Origin of the sequence: Aliivibrio sp. S4MY1, from assembly GCF_028765545.1 — a bacterium.
GTDB lineage: Bacteria > Pseudomonadota > Gammaproteobacteria > Enterobacterales > Vibrionaceae > Aliivibrio.
Genome location: NZ_JARACP010000010.1, coordinates 38,837 through 57,076, shown reverse-complemented (window position 1 = coordinate 57,076; position 18,240 = coordinate 38,837). Strand labels below are relative to the sequence as shown.

Here is an 18,240-nt window from a genome sequence, read left to right as displayed (position 1 = left end):
ATGACAAATCCTTTAGCATTAATTAGTTTGAAAAATCCGTGGCATCTTCTGGCTACAGGGTTTGGTAGTGGTTTAGTGCCAGTTATCCCTGGAACCATGGGAACTCTAGCTGCAATCCCATTTTATCTATTGTTAGCACAATTGCCTTTTTCTCTATTTGTAGCCGCTATTATTATTTCTGCGGTAATAGGAATTAAAATTTGTGATATCACTTCATCAGATATGAAGGTGCACGATCACGGTTCAATTGTATGGGATGAGTTCGTTGGTCTTTGGATAACAATGAGTATTGTTCCTTACTTAAATATATCGGTAACTGACTGGAAATGGTTACTAACAGGGTTTATTTTATTTCGATTTTTCGACATGGTAAAACCTTGGCCAATTGGATGGCTAGATAACAAAGTTCATGGCGGCTTTGGCATCATGCTAGATGATATTGTCGCTGGATTTATGGCTCTAATTAGCCTTTGGTTAATTGGTAAATATTCTGGTTGGTTATAAATGGTTAAATTCAGAGTAAAATATTGTTCAATGTTACTCGCATTGACGACGTTTTTAAGCTATTCAAAATCAGTATTTTCAGATCCGGTTTTGGTTGGTTACTGGGGGTATAATGAGTATCTAACAAAATATCCTAAAGAAAAAGCGCTAACATCATCACTGGCTGATACCGTAAAGGAAGCGCCCATTCCACTTTCTGTACAACAAGATAAACCTGTTAAAATTTCATTTGTTTATCCTGGAGAGCAAGCTTCTGACTATTGGAAGCGTAACTTAATTGCTTTTGAGGCTCGCTTACAAGCATTAAGTATCGATTATGAATTAATGCCAGTATCAACCCGCTTGAATGTAGACTTTAAAGAGCAGAGTCGCTCTTTATATAATGCGATTGAGAAAAAATCGGATTATCTTATTTTTACTCTTAGTACTACTCGTCATCGTAAATTTATTGAACATGCATTACAGAATCCTGAAACCAAAATTATTCTGCAAAATATCACAACACCCGTAAAAGCATGGCGTGACACTCAGCCATTATTATATGCCGGTTTTGATCATGTTATAGGTACTCGTTTGTTAGCAAAATATTTTCAAACTAAGTTTCCTAATGGTGCTAAATATGGGATGTTATATTATTCTTATGGCTATTTAAGTACTGCTAGAGGTGATGTATTTGTTCAATCAATGGATAATAATAAGTACACATTAACATCTTCATTTTATACAGAAGCAACAAAAGAAAGGCCTATGACGCAGCTCAAAGTATGGTAACTAGTAATCCTGATGTTGATTTTATTTATGCTTCTTCTACTGATATTGCTCTTGGAGCACTAGATGTATTAGATGAAATCACGAATGTTCAACCAGTACTTAATGGCTGGGGTGGTGGATCGTTAGAGTTAGCTGCTATCGAACAGGGTAAATTAGACGCTACAGTTATGAGAATGAATGATGACATAGGTATTGCAATGGCTGAAGCTATTAAGCTAGACCTTGAAGGTAAGCAAGTACCGACAGTATATTCTGGTGATTTTGAAGTGGTAACATCTGAAACAAGTTTAGAAGAGTTAGAAAGCTTAAAGCAAAGAGCTTTTCGCTACTCAGGAGTAGATTTAGAGCATGAATAAAGAAAATGTTTTGAAAAAAGCATCGTTAGCAGATCTTATCTTTCGAGCTATTTTCGTTATATTTTCTATTTTAACAGTCGGTATAACTATCCATACCTACCAGCTTAGTATTAATACGATTAACGAAGAGGTGAAGCGAAATCTTCAGCAAACCTCTAGTTTAGTGACTAATTTTTTAAATCATCGTTTAGCTATATTGCAAATAAGGCAAGATACGGATGCTGGTAGTCTTGGCTTACAAGATGGTAATAATACAGATCGTATTCGAAGTCTTGAGCATTATTTCTCGGATATAGAAGCCAAATCACCATATAACTCACCTGATTTTCGTTTCATTGAAGTTGATAACATGCTTTATTGGAATGATGGTAATAATCTTTTTCTTGGTTTAGACGAGCAAGATCTTCAGGAGATATTAGATAAAAATATTCATATTAATACTTGGTATTATATGATGATTGATAAAGCTGCACCTCAAGCACACCTTTTAATAAGAAAAACACCAGTTGTCACCTCCTCTACAGGTAGAGTGAGAGGTTATTTATATAATGCAGCAATATTAAATAATAACATTTCTTTTGTTCATGATTTAAAAAAAATAAGTAATACTCAGGAAGTTTTAATCGTCAATGATAATAATGTTATAGCTTCAAGTTTGAAATATGGAACGAAAGAATATAGTGAAATTGAAAATATAATTAGTGACGAAACATTGCACTTAAAAAATAGAATTGTAAATGTTACTGGCATTAATATTAAATCTCTTAATGGAAAATTATCTATATTAACTTTAAAAAACAAAGAAAATATAGAACTATTAGAACAGAGGTTTATTTATAGTGTTGTATTATCATTTTTTGTTCTTATCGCTATCGCTGTATTAATTAGAGGTCTTTTTGAGCATAAAATAGTATTAGCACTTAACTCATTGCTAAAATATGCAGATGATGTATCAAAAAAAAATTCGGATACTCAATATCAAGGTAGTGGAATTCTTGAATTTGATAATATCGGGCATAAATTAGAAGAAACCTTTATTGAATTAATTGAAGCAAAAGAAGAAAGTTATAAGGCTCAAGCCGCTGCTGAAAAGTCCACACAAGTAAAATCAGATTTCTTGGCTCGAATGAGTCATGAGATACGGACACCTTTAAATGGTATCCTTGGGATCTCTAGTTTATTAAAACAAAGTGATTTAACCGTTGAACAAAGAAAACAAGTAGCAATTCTTCACCAGGGAGGTGAGCACCTTCTTGCTGTGTTAAATGATGTGCTTGACTTTTCTCAAATAGAACAAGATAAACTCAATATATCGTGCGAACCATTTAAATTGAGTGACGTATTAGAAACAATTAACGCAATATATACTCCTCTTTGTTGTGAGAAGGGAATCTATTTTATTATCCATAATAAAATAGATGAAAATGCATTAATCAATTCAGATCAGGTGAGGCTAACTCAAATATTATTCAACTTATTAAGTAATGCTGTTAAGTTTACTGAATTTGGTAATGTTAAATTGACGCTTTCTTTAAAAACAAAGAATGACCAAATTATCCTTTATATTGATGTGGCAGATACCGGAATAGGTATGGACCGAAAGGAACAAGCGTTAATATTTGAGCCCTTCATTCAAGCGGAATCAACAGAAATAAGACGAGTTGGTGGTAGTGGGTTAGGATTAGCCATTGTAAAGCAGTTGTTGAATTTATTGAATGGAAAAATTAGTGTCCAAAGCAAATCTGGTGGAGGCTCTGTTTTTTATGTACAAGTCCCTGTTGCTGTTATTAAAACCGTAGATGCAAACATTGAGAGTCAAGGTAGTACTTACGAATCTTTGTTGCCAACAGGTTTAAATGTACTTTTGATTGAAGATAATAAATCTAATGCTTATATCGCTAAGGCTTATTGTCAAAAATATGGTTTAAGTGTGGATTGGCAAATTTCTGCTCAGAATGGTATTAATCAACTCTTAGAGAGATCGTTTGATCTTATTCTTATGGATAATCAGATGCCAGGGATGAGTGGTATTGAGGCAACAAAATATATTCGTGATGTATTAAAATTGAATACACCTATTTATGCGTATACGGCTGATGTATTAAAAGAGTCTAATGAGGAGTTCTTAATGGCTGGAGCTAATTATGTAATTACGAAGCCAATAAAAGAAAAGTCTATTTTAGATGCTTTAGTTTTTTATAAGCTCCAGTGTAGAAATTAGCTGCGTTTAATTCGAACTACTTTCATTATTTCTATTTCAAAACCCGCTAGTATTTCTACGCTTGGGTAATAAGTGATATTTACTTTTGCCCCTTTGAGAGATTGGTAGGGTTTTGTTCGGTTAAATTTGAATGGGACATTACAGTTTTCAATCATAATGGTATGCTGTATCCAATCTCCAATATCACGCTGAGTATGGGATGTAACTTTTACATCAACACTGTGCGTAAGTTGTTGGTGTTTACTAAGCATTTTATCTACGTCTGATTTCATTATGTTGACCATACAATTAATCGTTGGGTGATAATGAAAGATAAACGAACGACAGTCAATAACACAAGGAAATCTTATGTCTAAGAAAGTATATTGCATTGCTCAGTTTTTGCCGAAAGTAGGTAAATTAGACTAAATTGCTGTTTAGCTAGATATAAAAAATGCCACAGAGTTGTGGCATTTTTTATGTATTACTGAAAATTAGATAAGGATTACTTAGAGATCCAGATAGTCTCTGATCTGTTTTTCAATACCTTGCGCATCTAATCCAAGTTCGGTGTGCATTTCTTCTTGCGTACCTTGAGCAATGAACTCATCAGGTAAACCTAATTGTAGAACTGGTTTAATTAAGCGGTTCTTCATCAAGAATTCAATCACACCCGAACCTGCACCACCTGAAATTGCATTTTCTTCAATAGTAACTAATACATCATGACTCGTTACTAATTCGCATAGTAGGGCTTCATCGAGTGGTTTTGCAAAGCGCATGTCTGCAACAGTAGCATCTAACTTCTCAGCTGCCACAAGGCTATTTTCTAAGAAAGTGCCAAAGTTTAAAATAGCAACACGCTCTCCTTTTTCCATGATTTTAGTTTCACGAAGTAGGCGGCCTTTACCAATTTCTAGTGCTTGCATTGTTTTATCAACATCAACACCAGTTGCGCTGCCTCTTGGGTAACGAACTGCACTTGGTCCAGTATGCTTATGGCCAGTGTATAGCATTTGACGGCATTCATTTTCATCGCTTGGCGTCATGATAACCATATTTGGAATACAGCGCATAAAGCTGATATCAAAAGCGCCTTGGTGAGTCTGACCATCTGCGCCCACGAGACCTGCACGGTCAATCGCAAACATCACGGGTAAATCCATAATCGCAACGTCATGAATTAACTGGTCATAGCCACGTTGTAAAAACGTTGAGTAGATAGCAACAATCGGATTGTAACCGGCAATAGCCATACCACTGGCAAGTGTCACTGCATGTTGTTCTGCAATAGCGGCATCAAAATATTGGCTTGGGTATTCTTTAGAGAAGCGAACCATGCCAGATCCTTCGCGCATAGCAGGCGTGATAGCCATTAACTTATTGTCTTCTTTAGCCATATCGCAAAGGAAATCACCAAAGATGTTTGAGAATGTTGGTTTGCCGCCAGACGATTTAGGTAATGAGCTGTCTTTTGGGTCAAATTTTGGAACACCATGGTAGCTGATAGGATCTTTTTCAGCAGGCTCGTAGCCTTTTCCTTTCTTGGTCATGATGTGTAAGAACTGCGGTCCTTTTAAATTACGCATATTCTTTAAGGTATGAACAAGCTCGTTGACATCATGTCCATCAACAGGACCAATGTAATTAAAACCTAGTTCTTCAAACATGGTGCCAGGTACAACCATGCCTTTTAAGTGTTCTTCCGTGCGCTTTAATAACTCTTTAATCGTTGGGGTACCAGAAAGTACTTTTTTGCCACCTTCACGAATTGATGTATATAGGCTTCCTGAAAGTACTCGTGCTAATTGGTTGTTCAATGCACCTACGTTTTCAGAAATTGACATCTCATTGTCATTTAAGACAACTAACATATCTGGGTGAATATCACCTGCGTGGTTTAAGGCTTCAAATGCCATGCCTGCGGTAATTGCACCATCACCAATAACACTAACGACCTTACGGTTCTCTTGTTCTTTTTCAGCACAAATAGCTAAACCTAAAGCGGCACTAATTGAGGTAGATGAATGTCCTACAGACAATACGTCGTATTCACTCTCACCGCGCCATGGAAATGGGTGTAATCCGTCTTTTTGGCGAATAGTAGATAACTGTTCACGGCGACCGGTTAATATTTTATGAGGATAAGCTTGATGTCCAACATCCCAAATAAGCTGATCAAAAGGCGTGTTATACACGTAATGCAAAGCAACGGTTAACTCAACAACACCAAGACCAGACGCTAAGTGTCCGCTTGTTTTACTGACTGAATTTAATAGGTAAGTACGTAGCTCATCACATAAAGCAGGCAGGCTTTCTCTAGGTAAAGAGCGTAATTCATCTGGTGTATTTGCCAAAGCCAGAATCGGGTATTTTGAAATATCTAGTGACATAATATTAGCGCTTATCTGTTTTAGTTTTTACGCTCAATGACGTATTGGGCGAACGCTTGCATTGCATCCGTGTTATAAGGGATATCATTCAATGCTTCAATTGCGGTTTGGTACAATTGCTCTGCTTTCTGTTGAGCGCCATCAAGGCCAAGTAAGGCAGGGTAAGTACTTTTCTCTAATTCTAGATCAGAACCTTGAGGTTTTCCGAGAGTTTCAGTATCGCTAGTAATATCTAGGATATCATCTTGAACTTGAAAAGCTAAACCGATAGCGTCGGCATACGTTTCAAGTTGAGGGAGAATTGCTTTGCCCTTATCCCCAGCACATAATGCACCAAGTTGAACGGCACTTTTTATTAATGCTCCCGTTTTATGAGCGTGAATCTGCTCTAAAGAAGACAAGTTAACTTTCTTCCCTTCAGCCTGTAAATCAAGAGATTGCCCCATGCACATACCAGAAGCTCCAGAGGCTTTTGCTAACACGCGGATCATATCAATTCGAGAAGATTCAGCATCTGCGGTCAATGAACCATTAGCTAGAATTTCAAACGCTAAGGTTTGTAAGGCATCACCGGCAAGAATAGCGGTAGCTTCATCAAACTTTATATGACAAGTAGCATGACCTCGGCGTAAATCGTCATTATCCATTGCTGGTAAATCATCATGAATTAAAGAGTATGAGTGTATGCATTCAACTGCTGCCGCTGCTGCATCAGTGTGTTCAGTCGGTACACCTAACATTTTTGCCGTGATATAGACAAGATAAGGACGAGCGCGTTTACCTCCAAGAAGTAATGCGTATTTCATCGCTTCAGTTAGAGGTTGCTGTTGAATTTCAATTTTATCAAGCCATTGATGCAATTGTTCAATGTTACGTTGTTGATAAATAGGTAATTGTTGTTTTAGTGAATCAATCATCATTAGTATCAAAAGGGGTTAGTTCAGCATTATCATCAGCTTGAAGAAGAATATCGACACGTTGCTCAGCTTGAGTCAGCTTTTCTTGTCCCGCACGAGCTAGGGCAATACCACGCTCAAACTTCTTCAGAGCATCTTCAAGAGGCAGATCTCCGCCCTCTAATTGGTTAACGACAGAATCCAGTTCTTCAATTGCCGCTTCAAACGATAAATTTTCAGGTTTTTTTACAGCCATAATGATTCACTCTTAAAATGATCCAAGAAAGGTAACTCAGAGTACGTAAAGGGTCAATTGAAGTGGTAAGAAAGTGATACATTAAAGTAGAATTTACGCGTTAGGGGTTAAATTTCAAGCAATCCATTGGTGGTGTTGTCTTTTTTAATAAAAAAATTAAACCATTGATACGTTCGGTCGATAAGAGATAAGCGGCAAAAAAATGGGTGATTTTTATGGCTTGTTTTTTGCTTAGCACATTATAAATAAACACAAGCAGCAAGATAGGGGAGCGCTCTGTGGATTTAGCAACGTTAATAGGTTTAGTTGGTAGCTTTGCATTTATTATCATGGCAATGGTACTGGCCGGTGGCTTAGCCATCTTTATGGATACAACATCGGTACTGATTGTAATGGGTGGTTCTGTCTTCGTTGTATTGATGAAGTTTACCGTAGGCCAATTTTTTGGCGCAGGTAAAATTGCCGCAAAAGCATTTATGTTTAAAACGGACGAGCCAGTTGATTTAATTGTGACGATCGTTGAAATGGCCGATGCTGCTCGTAAAGGCGGTTTTTTAGCATTAGAAGAAAAAGAGATCAGTAATTCATTCATGCAAAAAGGCATCGACTTATTGGTTGATGGACACGATGCTGAAGTAGTTAAAGCAACATTACAAAAAGACATCGCGTTGACTAACGAACGTCATGAGCGTGGGGTTGGTGTATTTAACGCGTTTGGCGATGTGGCGCCGGCAATGGGTATGATTGGTACGCTTATCGGTTTGGTAGGTATGTTATCAAACATGGACGATCCTAAATCGATTGGTCCAGCAATGGCCGTTGCACTTTTAACAACATTATATGGTTCTGTTATCTCAAATATGATCGCATTCCCTATTGCGCATAAATTAGAATTACGTAAAGAACAAGAGAAATTAAATCGACGTTTAATTCTTGATGGTATTTTAGCTATTCAAGATGGTCAGAACCCTCGTGTTATTGATAGTTACCTACGTAATTACTTAAACGAGAAGAAGCGTGTTGTTGATATTGGCGAAGAATAAAACTAGGAGCTAGCAATGGAAGATGAAGATAAGTGTAAATGTCCTCCTGGTGCCCCTTTATGGATGGCAACATTTGCTGACTTAGCAACGCTATTAATGTGTTTCTTCGTACTGTTACTTTCTTTTTCTGAAATGGATGTATTGAAATTTAAGCAAATAGCAGGTTCGATGAAGTTTGCATTTGGTGTTCAAAACGTACTTGAAGTAAAAGATATACCTAAAGGAACCAGTGTTATTGCGCAAGAGTTTCGACCTGGTCGCCCTGAGCCAACACCGATTGAAGTGATCATGCAACAAACGATAGATATCCCTCAGAAGACATTGGATTTTCATGATGGCGAGTCTGATCGTGCTGGTGGTACAAAACGTGATGCAGGTAAGCAAACAGGAGGAGAGTCATCGTCTACCTCAACGCAGACTAATTCTCAAAGTGAGTCAGAGTCAGAAAGCCAAAGCCAAACACAACAAGAGTTAGAAGAAACCATCAAAAAAGCACTAGAACGTGAAATTGATGATGGTGCGTTAGAAGTTGAGAATTTGGGTCAGCAATTAGTGATTCGAATTCGTGAAAAGGGCGCATTCCCTGCGGGTTCTGCATTCTTACAGCCTCAATTTCGTCCTCTTATCCGTCAAATTGGTGAGTTAGTTAAGGATGTCCCTGGGATTATTAGAGTGTCTGGACACACTGATAATCAACCATTAGATTCGGAATTATACCGTTCTAATTGGGATTTATCTGCGCAGCGTGCGGTTTCTGTTGCTCATGAAATGGAGCGAGTGAAGGGCTTTGAAAGCGACCGTTTACGTGTTCGAGGCATGGCGTCAACAGAGCCTCTTGTACCAAATAAAACGGCAGCTCAGCGAGCTCGTAACCGTCGAGTTGAAATTAGTATCATGCAAGGTAAAGCGCATGAGAGTGATGAAGTACCTAGTACTCAGCAGTAAAATATAAAGAAACAAAAAATGGAAAGGTGAGTTGAATTAGCAACTCACCTTTTTTTTCGGTATAATCTTGCGCCTTAGATTAGGTCTTAAATCCATTTAGTCTAACCTTTTGATTGTTATTCCACATCAGTGAAGCCTATATATGAAGTTTATCGTTAAGCCACACCCAGAAGTTTTTGTAAAAAGTGATTCAGTACGTAAGCGTTTTATTCGTATTCTTGAAACGAATTTACGCAGCATCATTAAACGCGAAACAAAAGGCGTTGAAGTGATTAACCGTCGTGATTACATTGAAGTTTCAGGTCTTGATGGTACATACCGTAATGAAGTACTTACGGCTGTTACTCATACTCCAGGCATTCACCATGTACTAGAAGTTAAACAGAGTGCTTTTGCGGATATGCACGATATCTATGAACAATGTTTAGAGATGAATCGTGAGATCATTGAAGGTAAAACGTTCTGTGTGCGTGCTAAACGCCGTGGTACACATGAATTTACTTCTATTGAATTAGAGCGTTATGTTGGTGGCGGTTTAAATCAAGCGGTTGAATCAGCAAAAGTACGATTAAAGAACCCTGAAGTAACGGTTAAGTTTGAAGTTGAGAATGAAAAACTGAACTTAGTGATTGCTCGCCATAAAGGTTTAGGCGGCTTCCCTCTTGGTACACAAGAGGATGTATTAAGTTTAATTTCTGGTGGTTTTGACTCGGGTGTTTCAAGTTACTTACACATCAAACGTGGCTCAAAAGTTCACTACTTATTCTTTAACTTAGGTGGTCCAGCTCACGAGATTGGCGTAAAACAAGTTTCTCATTTCTTGTGGAAAAAATACGGTTCATCAGCAAAAGTTAAATTTATCTCTGTCGATTTTGATCCAGTGGTTGCTGAGATCTTAGAGAAAGTTGATGATGGCCAAATGGGTGTTATCTTAAAACGTATGTTTATGCGTGCGGGCGGTATGGTCGCTGAGAAATTTGGCATAGAAGGTTTAGTTACTGGTGAAGCATTAGGTCAAGTATCTAGCCAAACACTAACGAACTTACGTCATATTGATAATGTAACCGATTCATTGATTCTACGTCCTTTAATTAACTGGGATAAAGAAGACATTATTGATTTAGCTCGTGAAATCGGTACTGAAGATTTTGCGAAAACAATGCCAGAATACTGTGGTGTGATTTCTAAGAAACCAACAGTAAAAGCGGTGAAAGAGAAATTAGAGAAAGAAGAAGCGAAGTTTGATTTCTCTGTTCTTGAGCAAGCCGTTTATAATGCGCGAGTAATGGATATTCGTGATATCGAAAAAGAAAGCCAAGAGCAAGCAACAGAAGTTGAGATGGTATCTGAGCTAGGCTCTGATGTTGTTGTTCTTGATATTCGTAGCGCAGAAGAAGAAGATGAGAAACCTCTAGCACTAGATGGTATTGAAATTGCTCATATTCCTTTCTTTAAATTAGCGACTAAGTTTGGTGATTTAGACCAATCTAAAGAGTACTTATTATACTGTGAGCGCGGTGTGATGAGTCGTCTTCAAGCTTTATTATTAATTGAAAATGGCTACAAAAACGTAAAAGTTTACCGTCCATAGCGTGTAATTATTACTGATATTGAAAAGGGAGTTGAGTAATCAGCTCCCTTTTTTTATTGGTGCTAGATTTGATGATAATTTAAGTTTGGTAGAGTCACTAGATCTGCAGCTAATTTTACAGTTAGCTCTTTTCCACCTAATAATGTTACGATCTCCATAGCAAACTCAAGAGCAGAGCCAGGACCTTGGCTTGTAATTAAATGATTTAATACATCAGTAAAAACACGTTTGATTCGACGGTTCTCCTCAGGGATGGCTTCCATAAAGGCTGGGTAACAAGTCATGCGTGCATCTGGATATAAATTATGATGTTGAAGCACGACAGCTGGAGCAGCACAAATAGCCGCAACCCATTTACCATCGTATTTTTGTTGTTTTAGCATTTCGATCAAAAGAGTGCTGTCTCTGAAATTTTCTGCACCTTTTAGGCCACCAGGAAGGACAATACAGTCAAACTCTTCATCAGCGACTTCCACTAATTTCACATCAGCAGTCAGAGTGACACGTTGAGCAGCTTTCATGGTTAATGATCCATCAAAAGCGGTGCTGGCAATCGTTACATCAAATTTAGCACGTTCTAGAATATCGATAACCGTAATTGCTTCTAGCTCTTCGGTTCCAGGGGCAAGGCATACGAGAATTTTTGCTGTCATAGGAAGTTCTCTTCTAATTGTTTTATTTGATTATATAACGTTTGGTTGGTTGATGCTGATATTCCATGTTGTTTTGCTTTTTGTAATAAGAACCCGGTAATAAAATCAATTTCAGTTTTTCGTTGATAAAAGCAATCTCTGTTCATCGATGAGTAGTTTTCAGCGGTTGCAGAAATGACCTGATTAACGGTTAAAAGCAGTTCTGACTGAGATAGGATGACTTCTTCTTGTTGTAATACTTGCTGTACTTCACAGCATACTTGAACGACATCTTGATGAATATCAGATTGAGATAACCCCCCATTTTGACATCGATGAATTGCAGTTAGTGGATTAATCGCACAGTTAATGGCAAGCTTTTTCCAGAGTGCTATTTCAATGTTAGGGTTCCATTCAATACTTGGTAAGCTATGGTCTAGTACTTCTTGAAGAAATTGACACTGAGCCCCTGACGCGTTGTACGGACCGATAACAGTATGGCCCACTCCAGTGTGTTTTACTTTGTGTGAGCTTTCTTTTAATGCGCCATGTGTTGTGGTGGCTTGTAAAATAGGGTGATGGCTAATTTGGTCTTTTATCACATCAATTGCTCCCATACCATTATGCATAAACAATAATATGGTGTCTTTTGAGAGTAACGGAAGTAAAGGAAGCAATGCGCTTTCAACTTGCCAGGCTTTTACTGTAATAAAAAGCAGATCACACTGAGAGAGTGATTCTTTATTATTGCAGGAAAAAGAGTGTGAAGAATTTTCTTTTGCATTTAAATAAAGAGGAAGCTCAGAAGGAATGGAATTTCTTGTCCATAAAGAGACATTGTGTCCTGCTTTTTGAAGGTAGCATGCCCATAAGGAACCTACTGCGCCAGGACCAAGAACAGTGATATTCACAGATAAATCCAGATAGAATAAATAATGAGAGAAGTGTAATAGGTTTATTAGAAAAAACAAAGGCGCTCATGGTGAGCGCCTTAGTAAAATTAAAGATCTAAATTAGATTAGAATTTGTAAGTAACCGCTACGTAATGGCCAACACCTGATGATTCAAATGAGTCAGTATCTTTGATACCGTAAATATCTTTATATAACTTCAGACCATAGCCAACAGCAAATTGGTTTGAGTGCCAGTAGATACCATTGTACATAGCACCACCATTACTTGCTGAACTATATTCTTCTTTCATACCAAACTGCCAGTCAATGTAACCTTGGTAAGAGATAAATGAGCCGTTATCAAAGTTATAGAATGGTTTAAACCAGTTTGTTGAAATTTGGAAACCATTCCAATCTTTAAGGTTTGAATCATAGTTTCCGTATAGGTTTAATCCCATTTTTCCGAACCATGGAACCATAATGTCAGAACCTAAACCAATTTTTTGTTGGTTTACACCAAATGTACCATTTTCACCATTCTCATCAGGAGCTATTGTGTTGACACCATCCCAAGTCATTTCTGATGCTACATATAGTTCTTGAACAGGTCCGAAAGATAGGTCTTTACCTGTTAAACCATCGATAGACATACGCGGTGCAAATTTCATGAACATTTTAGCTTGAGAGTTTGCTTTGTCGCTTCCCGGGTTGCTTGTTAAATTAAATACATCAACATAACCGTAAAGATCAAAGATACCAGAGCGTCCGCCAAATTCCATTTCTAGATAATCATGGTTAGAATCACCAGGTTTTTCATTGAATGCGCCCATTAAGTTAAATTGCATGAACTTAAAATCATTCTTGTGAATGTCACCATCGCTGTAATCAGCAGCAAAGGTAGGGGCAGAAAGGGTAGCAAGAACAGATAGAGCTAAAAGGGATTTACGCATAATGGCATCTCTATAGTTAGTATTACTAGAATAATAAGTCAGTAGGTTGAGTACTGTTTTTAAGATGTGTACATGATATCGATAAAGTTCACTTTTTTAAATGCAACCAATGTAACTCTAATGTTGTATGTAGATCTTGATCGTGTTTATAAATTCGACTTGGATATTAAAGTGATCTACATCACCCAGTTGACATTATTCTGACAGATAATTGTGAACACAAACAAAAAAAGCCTCCGAGATATAGAGGCTTTGATCGTGGAGATGTTATCTAGATTGAGCGTTTAAGAACCTTGAGCTTTATCAAGTAGGGCTTTGAAATGCCCTTTAAGCATAAGCAGCATAACTAAGCTTGGGATCACCATTACCGCTGTCAATATAAAGAATAATGGCCAACTATTTAAGTAGTCAGCTAATTCTCCACTGAATGACGCTAAGGTAGTTCGACCTAAATTACCTAATGAAGCAAGTAGAGCATACTGGGTTGCTGAGAACGCTTCACCAGTTAATATGGTTAAGAAAGAAACAAAGGCAACCGTAGAGAAAGCCGTTGTAAAATTATCAACAATAATAGTGGCTAAGAATAAATGCTCATTAGGACCCACATTCGCAATGAGAGCAAACATTAGATTACTTGCAGCCATAGCAATACCGCCGATCATTAATCCTTTAATTACGCCAAATCGAACGTTGATCAAACTGCCTAATAGGGTAAAGAAGACGGTAGCTCCCCAACCAATTAATTTTGAGTAATAACCAATTTGTTCATTACTGAATCCAATTTCTTTGTAGAAGGTAATCGACATTCTGCCTAAGAAGGCTTCTCCAATTTTAAAAAGGAAAACAAACAGTAATAGAGTACAAGCTGTTTTTACGCCATTACGATTAAAGAAATCATAGAACGGTTCAATAACGGTTACCGTAAACCAAGCTGCGACTTTAGAACCCACGAGCTTATTATGGCGTTCTTCTGCTTCATGTTGCAGTTCATCACGTTTAGTTTTTGGCTCGCCAACGAGTAAAGTAAATACCATCAATAACCCGACGATCCCAGCCATTCCATAATAAACACCATTCCAACCTATGCTATCCGCATTAACAAAGGCTAAATAACCTGGAAGTGAATAACCTGTCCACCAACCAATGACGGCCATTGCAGAGGCTTGTGGCATCTTGGTTGATTCTGATTTAGGGAAGGTATCGATACGGAAAGCGTCAATAGCAACATCTTGAGTAGCAGAAGCGGTTGCAATCGCCAAAGCAAACATTGAGGCTAGCATTAAATTATTTGATGGATCTAGGCCTGCAATTTGTAAGGTACAAAATAGTACGATAGCTTGACAAAGAAAAATCCAACTACGGCGTTGCCCTAGTTTATTACCGATAAAAGGAAGTTTTACGCGGTCAACTAAAGGTGCCCACATGAAGTTTATGGCATAAACAGCAAAGACAGAGCCGAAGTAGCCAATTGCGGCGCGAGTAAGCCCTGCGTCTTTTAACCAACCCGACATGTTTGAGCCAATTAATACCCAAGGAAAACCGCTAGAGCAGCCAAGCATGAAGACCCAAAGTAGACGTTTATCCATGTAGCTTTTAATCGCTGATTTCCATTGCATGGATTGAGACATGAAACGCTCCTTGTTTTTATATTTATATGAGAAAAAACAAAGCAGCTCGTAAGCTGCTTTGATAATGAAACAGAATCAATAATAACTAAATTACTTAATTAATGTTGCTTTAGTTATGATAATTGGCTCAACTGGGATATCACGCATACCATTTGGCAATGCTTTTGTTGGTTTTGTCGCCATTTCTTGAATTACTTCAAAACCTTGCGTAACTTTACCAAAAACAGCATAACCCGGTGGACGTTGGTTTGCGTTTAAAAAACCGTTGTTATTTAGATTAATATAGAATTGGCGAGTTGCAGAGTCTGGGTTATTGGTACGAGCCATTGCAATAGTTGCAGTATCGTTACTTAACCCGTTATTGCCTTCATTCTTGATTGGACCGTAACTTGCTTTTTTTAGCATGTCTTTATCAAAACCACCGCCTTGAGCCATAAACCCTGGGATCACACGGTGAAATTGAGTACCGACATAGCTGCCGTCCTCAACATAACGAAGAAAGTTAGCCACAGAAATAGGGGCTTTTTCTGAATTCAGCTCTACAGTGAAACTGCCTAACGTAGTATCAAACTTCACTGATTCAGCAAGTGCAGCTTGACTCGTCATAAGAGCAGCGACAATGACAGCTGCTTTTGAAATCATTTTAACCATTAAAAGTTACCTTTGATGTAAGTTTGTAGTTCTTCGTCAACGGCAATTTTGTCTAATACTGCATTCAGAAGATCATTTAATACTTGCTCGATATCTTGGTTATCTGCACTCATAGAGCCAGCTTTTTCAGAAACGCCGTTGTAGGTTTTTACAAACTTTCCTCTTGGTGTTTCTGCTGTGATTTGAAGCTTTACTTGTGTCTTCATTTCATTGCTCAGTAATGAGTGTTGAACACTAACTAATGCTTCAATGATGTCTAAACGTAATGTGTTATCGCTATCAACAGTAACGATAAATCCCTGATTTTTTAATTGAGTAGAGAGAGCATCTTCAAGCGTAACACGTAGGTTTTGTTTTGCATGAATTGGCTGAACATTTTGGCGTCCATTATCAATCACAGCAACGTATTGCGCAGTACGTAAATCACTGCTATCCAGAGTTAATTTTACATTTTCAACGATCTGATGTGCATTGCTTGATGCCACTGGTTTTATATCCAATTGAGGCTCTGAAGGAGCAGAACATGCAGCTAAAAATAGAGCAGAAATGGCAATAATGGCCTTTTTCATTAGAATATCCTTTTTTTATTTTGATTTTTCAGCTTTAACGGCTTCTAAAATAACGAATTTTGAATTACTAGCAATAGTGGTGACGTTGTCTTCACCGAATAATCGACATAATTTATCATCATAATCAAGATGACGGTTTCCAATAACTAATAATTTCCCTTCTTTGCATAAGATGTGCTTAGCATCACAGAACATTTGCCACGCAATATGATCAGTAATGGCTTGTCCTTGATGGAATGGAGGGTTACATAAAACTAGGTAGCTACTGTGTTTTTTAAATCCATCCAAACAGTTATTAGCGATAAATTGGAATTGACGTTCTTTACCTAAGTTTACTTCTAAGTTGCGACGAGCAGATTCAACGGCCATAAAGCTCTCATCAACACAGGTAATACGAGCTTCTGGGTTTAGTCGAGCAGCTTTAACGCTAAGAACGCCATTACCACAACCCAAATCAATAATATGACGTAACTCAGGATCAACCGGGATATGCTCAAGCATAAAACGAGCACCTTGATCTAAACGCTCTCCAGAATACACATTTGGGTAGTTTAATAGATCAATATCTTCATTATCTACACTCCAGCATACCGCTTCTGCAATGGTTGCAGGGTTAGTTGCGTTTGCATTTGAAAATACTAGACGGTGCTTCTTCCAAGCTAAAGAAGTTTTTGTTTCACCCAAGAAATCTTCAAATAACTCAAGAGTCGAATTGTGGATTTCCTTTGCTTTATTTACAGCGATAATAGGGCAGTCAGCACTCATAGATTGACGAAGTTTCTGAAGTTGCCAAGTTAACATGCGATTATTTTTTGGAATTTGCATGAGAACAAGATCAAAGCCTTGAGGCATTTCTTCAGTTGAAGTGATTAACTGAACACGGTTACATTGATTACGTTGAAGGTTTTTTAATGTACCACGCTGAGAGACAAAAGAGTCAGTCATCATGGTTACGTTGTGTTTTTCAGAGAACCAACAAGATAAAGCACCAAAGTTATCGTTTAAGATGAGGATATTTTTTCCCTCTTCTAACTTTAATTCTTCCTCAACATGCTTAATTAGGTATTCATCACCAGCATCCCATGCTTGCAGTAGTTCTTGAGCACGTTTAGGGTAACGTTGTAAATTTAGGCTTCGGTCAAGTAGACACAGTTCTGTTTTCATAATGATTCAATCTTCAAATAGGGAAGGCTTCTAGCTATTGTCGCAAATGGTGTATAAAGTGGAAACAGAAGAATTCAAATAAAGAAAGGAATTATATGATTCAGCATCAAATTGAACAAAAATTACGCTCAGAACTCTCTCCTTCTTATCTAAAAGTCTTAAATGAGAGCTTTATGCATAATGTACCAGAGGGATCTGAAAGCCATTTTAAAGTCATTGCAGTAAGTGATGAATTCGATGGTAAGCGATTATTAGCACGCCATCGTATGATTAATACCATTTTGGCTGATGAGCTTGCAAACCATATCCATGCATTAGCAATTCACACTTATACAGAAGCTGAGTGGGAAGTACTAGATAATGAGCGAGTGCCAACATCTCCTGATTGCGTGGGTGGTGGTAAAGGTTAAATTTGAAAATGAAATGTTTATTTTTTAACATAAAATAAATACATCATGATGCGGTATGTTAAAAAGTGGCTATTTATCGAAATGGATACTACTTAGGTGGTATTTTTTGATTTTGAACAAGAATTGTGCACTTGGTCTAAAATACGCAACATGTTTCAATGACTTTTAACAATGAATAGCAAAAAATAGTAGGAATCTGGAGATTGAACATGGCATTTTCACCATAAAAAATGATAGAATCTTCGGCCTTAAAACAGCTTTTTCGTATTTATGTAAAAAGCATATTACTAAAATGTTACGTGCTGCAATTTTCGAATTAACAGTATTAAACCTATTAGTAATGTCGTGTCTTATATAGAATCTTTTTTCCCATAAAATTAGTGCAAGT

17 protein-coding genes and 1 pseudogene are annotated in these 18,240 nt (G+C 37.5%); 7 read left to right on the top strand and 11 right to left on the bottom strand.

The window, feature by feature from the left end:
* From pgpA to PVK71_RS12530, 3 genes and pseudogenes are all read left to right on the top strand, one after another.
* On the top strand, positions 1-504 hold the full coding sequence (gene pgpA, locus PVK71_RS12540; protein ID WP_274419246.1) for a phosphatidylglycerophosphatase A: 504 nt from the start codon (positions 1-3) through the stop codon (positions 502-504).
* Between the two features lie 30 nt (positions 505-534).
* Positions 535-1,631, top strand: a pseudogene (locus PVK71_RS12535) (substrate-binding domain-containing protein).
* Positions 1,624-3,852 carry a LuxQ periplasmic sensor domain-containing protein gene (locus PVK71_RS12530; protein ID WP_274419247.1) on the top strand — a complete coding sequence of 743 codons (2,229 nt, stop codon included), beginning with the start codon at positions 1,624-1,626 and terminating at the stop codon, positions 3,850-3,852. Before PVK71_RS12535 ends, PVK71_RS12530 begins: the two are co-directional and overlap by 8 nt.
* On the opposite strand, the gene PVK71_RS12525 is transcribed toward PVK71_RS12530, so the two are convergent.
* The 4 genes from PVK71_RS12525 to xseB form a co-directional block, all read right to left on the bottom strand.
* Positions 3,849-4,124 (bottom strand): hypothetical protein, encoded by a 276-nt coding sequence (locus PVK71_RS12525; RefSeq protein ID WP_274419248.1) that lies wholly within the window; start codon positions 4,122-4,124, stop codon positions 3,849-3,851. The two genes, PVK71_RS12530 and PVK71_RS12525, sit on opposite strands and share 4 nt — an antisense overlap.
* Before the next feature lie 216 nt (positions 4,125-4,340).
* Positions 4,341-6,224: a 1-deoxy-D-xylulose-5-phosphate synthase gene (gene dxs / locus PVK71_RS12520; protein WP_274419249.1), complete on the bottom strand. Its 1,884-nt coding sequence runs from the start codon at positions 6,222-6,224 to the stop codon at positions 4,341-4,343.
* 20 nt (positions 6,225-6,244) lie between these two features.
* Entirely contained in the window at positions 6,245-7,141 is an 897-nt protein-coding gene (gene ispA, locus PVK71_RS12515) for a (2E,6E)-farnesyl diphosphate synthase (protein WP_274419278.1), read from the bottom strand.
* A complete protein-coding gene (gene xseB / locus PVK71_RS12510; RefSeq protein ID WP_130044743.1) occupies positions 7,134-7,376 on the bottom strand; it encodes an exodeoxyribonuclease VII small subunit in 243 nt (80 codons plus the stop codon). Before xseB ends, ispA begins: the two co-directional genes overlap by 8 nt.
* Positions 7,377-7,654: 278 nt before the next feature.
* On the opposite strand from xseB, the gene pomA reads away from it, so the two are divergent.
* The 3 genes from pomA (at position 7,655) to thiI (ending at position 10,955) form a co-directional block, all read left to right on the top strand.
* Entirely contained in the window at positions 7,655-8,419 is a 765-nt protein-coding gene (pomA, locus tag PVK71_RS12505) for a flagellar motor protein PomA (RefSeq protein WP_130048749.1), read from the top strand.
* A gap of 15 nt (positions 8,420-8,434) precedes the next feature.
* Complete coding sequence (locus PVK71_RS12500; RefSeq protein WP_274419250.1) at positions 8,435-9,364, top strand: flagellar motor protein MotB; 930 nt, start codon at positions 8,435-8,437, stop codon at positions 9,362-9,364.
* 142 nt (positions 9,365-9,506) lie between these two features.
* On the top strand, positions 9,507-10,955 hold the full coding sequence (gene thiI, locus PVK71_RS12495; RefSeq protein ID WP_274419251.1) for a tRNA uracil 4-sulfurtransferase ThiI: 1,449 nt from the start codon (positions 9,507-9,509) through the stop codon (positions 10,953-10,955).
* A 62-nt stretch (positions 10,956-11,017) separates the two neighbouring features.
* Here the strand turns inward: thiI and PVK71_RS12490 are convergent, their stop codons facing one another.
* The 7 genes from PVK71_RS12490 to PVK71_RS12460 all read right to left on the bottom strand — a co-directional run bounded on the left by PVK71_RS12490 (position 11,018) and on the right by PVK71_RS12460 (position 17,442).
* Positions 11,018-11,608 carry a DJ-1 family glyoxalase III gene (locus PVK71_RS12490; protein ID WP_130044748.1) on the bottom strand — a complete coding sequence of 197 codons (591 nt, stop codon included), beginning with the start codon at positions 11,606-11,608 and terminating at the stop codon, positions 11,018-11,020.
* Positions 11,605-12,498 carry a 2-dehydropantoate 2-reductase gene (panE, locus tag PVK71_RS12485; protein WP_274419252.1) on the bottom strand — a complete coding sequence of 298 codons (894 nt, stop codon included), beginning with the start codon at positions 12,496-12,498 and terminating at the stop codon, positions 11,605-11,607. The genes PVK71_RS12490 and panE overlap by 4 nt, the downstream gene beginning before the upstream one ends.
* A gap of 107 nt (positions 12,499-12,605) precedes the next feature.
* Positions 12,606-13,430, bottom strand: a complete 825-nt coding sequence (locus tag PVK71_RS12480; RefSeq protein WP_274419253.1) for a nucleoside-specific channel-forming Tsx family protein — start codon at positions 13,428-13,430, stop codon at positions 12,606-12,608.
* Positions 13,431-13,714: 284 nt separating this feature from the next.
* Positions 13,715-15,058 (bottom strand): AmpG family muropeptide MFS transporter, encoded by a 1,344-nt coding sequence (locus PVK71_RS12475; protein WP_130044750.1) that lies wholly within the window; start codon positions 15,056-15,058, stop codon positions 13,715-13,717.
* 90 nt (positions 15,059-15,148) lie between these two features.
* Positions 15,149-15,709, bottom strand: coding sequence for a peptidylprolyl isomerase (locus PVK71_RS12470; RefSeq protein WP_130044751.1), 561 nt, complete (start codon positions 15,707-15,709; stop codon positions 15,149-15,151).
* On the bottom strand, positions 15,709-16,278 hold the full coding sequence (locus PVK71_RS12465) for a YajG family lipoprotein (protein WP_274419254.1): 570 nt from the start codon (positions 16,276-16,278) through the stop codon (positions 15,709-15,711). Before PVK71_RS12465 ends, PVK71_RS12470 begins: the two co-directional genes overlap by 1 nt.
* 15 nt (positions 16,279-16,293) lie before the next feature.
* Positions 16,294-17,442, bottom strand: a complete 1,149-nt coding sequence (locus PVK71_RS12460; protein ID WP_274419255.1) for a methyltransferase — start codon at positions 17,440-17,442, stop codon at positions 16,294-16,296.
* 95 nt (positions 17,443-17,537) lie between these two features.
* On the opposite strand from PVK71_RS12460, the gene bolA reads away from it, so the two are divergent.
* Entirely contained in the window at positions 17,538-17,852 is a 315-nt protein-coding gene (gene bolA / locus PVK71_RS12455; RefSeq protein ID WP_274419256.1) for a transcriptional regulator BolA, read from the top strand.
* Positions 17,853-18,240: the final 388 nt, after the last annotated feature.